3 protein-coding genes are annotated in these 2,280 nt (G+C 70.3%); all 3 read left to right on the top strand.

Annotated features, from left to right (window positions below; all coding sequences use genetic code 11):
* Positions 1–630 (top strand): tRNA (adenosine(37)-N6)-dimethylallyltransferase MiaA (miaA, locus tag D180_RS20615; protein ID WP_017914252.1); only part of this gene is annotated, 630 nt, incomplete at its 5' end.
* A gap of 119 nt (positions 631–749) precedes the next feature.
* Positions 750–1,025: an RNA chaperone Hfq gene (gene hfq, locus D180_RS20620; RefSeq protein ID WP_010341316.1), complete on the top strand. Its 276-nt coding sequence runs from the start codon at positions 750–752 to the stop codon at positions 1,023–1,025.
* A gap of 26 nt (positions 1,026–1,051) precedes the next feature.
* Positions 1,052–2,280: ribosome rescue GTPase HflX (hflX, locus tag D180_RS20625; RefSeq protein WP_043091470.1), on the top strand; the 1,229-nt coding region annotated here is incomplete at its 3' end.

A 2,280-nucleotide genomic window follows, 5' to 3' on the forward strand; every position in this document is an offset into this window, starting at 1 on the left:
TACTTCCAGGCGCTGCTGGAAGGGTTGGCGCCGATGCCGGCGGCCGACCCGCAGCTGCGCGCGGCGCTGGCCGCGCAGGCGCATGCCCAGGGTTGGGCGTCATTGCACGCGGAACTGCAGCGGATCGATCCGTTGGCCGCGCAGCGCATCCGCCCCGGCGACGCGCAGCGCATCCAGCGTGCGCTGGAGGTGTACCGGCTCAGCGGCCGGCCGATCAGTGCCTGGCAGGCGGATCCGGGTCCGCCACGGCTGCCGCTGCGGGTGCTGAAACTGGTGCTGGCGCCGGCCGAGCGCAGTGTGCTGCACGGGCGCATCGAGGCCCGCTTCGACGCGATGCTGGGGCAGGGCTTCCTCGACGAAGTGCGCGCCTTGCGTGCGCTGCCCGGGATGCAGGCGGTGGCGCAGCCGCTGGCGCTGCCGGCGGTGCGCGCGGTCGGCTACCGCCAGGCCTGGGAGTACCTGGACGGCGTCGGCGATGCGGCGGACTTCCGCGTCCGCGCCATCGCCGCCACCCGGCAGCTGGCCAAGCGCCAGCTCACCTGGCTGCGCGGCGAGCAGGATGCCCGCTGGTTCGACCCGGCGCGCGACGCCGGGCGCCTGCAGGCGGCCCTGGACGCCTTCCTCGGCTGATCGGGCGCGCCGCCGCGCTGTGCTGGCGCCCGCGGTTGTGTAACATCGACGTTCCGGACCACGGCAGGGGAGCTGCAGTGCCGTCCCGGACAATAAAAACAATAATTTGGGAGTGAAGCATGTCCAAGGGGCAATCCTTGCAGGATCCTTTCCTCAACGCGTTGCGTCGCGAACGGGTCCCTGTCTCGGTGTATCTGGTCAACGGCATCAAGCTGCAGGGCACGATCGAGTCGTTCGATCAGTTCGTGGTCCTGCTGCGCAATACCGTCAGCCAGATGGTCTACAAACACGCCATTTCCACCGTGGTGCCGGCGCGCAACGTGCGCGTGGGACCGGGCGGCGGCTATGTGCAGCAGAACGAAGGTGGCAGTGCGGGTGATGATGAAGTCGAGTAGTACCGTAACGAAGTGCGGAGCCGCGGGTGTTTGATCGGTCCCGCCGCGGCGAACATGCACTGCTGATCCAGCCCTACGCGGGCGGTCCGTTGGAAGACGATGTGCTGGAGGAGTTCGCCGACCTGGCGCGCTCGGCCGGTGCCAGCATCGCCGCTACCGTGACTGCGCGCATCGACAAGCCGAGTCCGGCGACGCTGATCGGCAGCGGCAAGCTGGAAGAGGTCAAGGCCGCCGCCGACGCCAGCGGTGCCGACCTGGTTCTGGTCAACCACGCGCTCAGCCCCGGCCAGGAGCGCAACCTGGAGAAATACCTGGAACGGCGCGTGATCGACCGCACCGGGCTGATCCTGGACATCTTCGCCCAGCGCGCGCGCAGCCACGAAGGCAAGCTGCAGGTCGAACTGGCACAGTTGCGGCACATGGCCACCCGGCTGGTGCGCGGCTGGACCCACCTGGAGCGCCAGCGCGGCGGTTCGATCGGCCTGCGCGGCCCCGGCGAAACCCAGCTGGAAACCGATCGCCGCCTGCTGCAGAAGCGGGTGGAGCAGTTGCAGAAGCGGCTGGAGAAGGTCGAGGTGCAGCACACCCAGATGCGCCGTGCGCGGGTGCGCAGCGAGCTGCCGCGGATCGCGGTGGTGGGCTACACCAACGCCGGCAAGTCGACCCTGTTCAACGCGCTGACCGGTGCCGAGGCCTACGCCGCCGACCAGTTGTTCGCGACCCTGGACCCGACCGTGCGGCGCATCGCGCTGCCCGGCGGCAACGCCATGCTGGCCGATACCGTCGGCTTCGTGCGCAACCTGCCGCACGAACTGGTCGCGGCATTCCGCTCGACCCTGTCCGAGGCGCGCGAGGCCGACCTGCTGCTGCACGTGGTCGACGCCGCCGATCCGCTGCGCGAGGAGCGCATCGCCCAGGTCGACGAGGTGCTGCACGCGGTCGGCGCCGGCGAACTGCCGCAGTTGCTGGTGTTCAACAAGATCGACCGCATCGAGGGCGCCGAGGTGCGTCACGATGCGCAGGACGGCGTGCCGGACACGGCGCGGCGCGAGCGGGTGTGGATCTCCGCGCGCGACGGGCGCGGCCTGGACCTGCTGCAGCACGTGCTCGGCCAGCGCCTGGGCCTGCGCCACGTGCAGGGCAGCCTGCGCCTGCCGCCGAGCGCCGGGCGCCTGCGCTCGCAATTGCACCAGTTGCAGGTGATCCGCAGCGAGCAGGCCGACGAGGACGGCTGGCTGCTACAGGTGGACATCCC

Origin of the sequence: Xanthomonas sp. SHU 166 (assembly GCF_000364685.1) — a bacterium.
In the GTDB taxonomy this organism is placed as follows: domain Bacteria; phylum Pseudomonadota; class Gammaproteobacteria; order Xanthomonadales; family Xanthomonadaceae; genus Xanthomonas_A; species Xanthomonas_A sontii.

Bases quoted from the DNA above. Each gene is read 5' to 3' on its own strand.
- hfq (WP_010341316.1), top strand. From the start codon at position 750: ATGTCCAAGGGGCAATCCTTGCAGGATCCTTTCCTCAACGCGTTGCGT.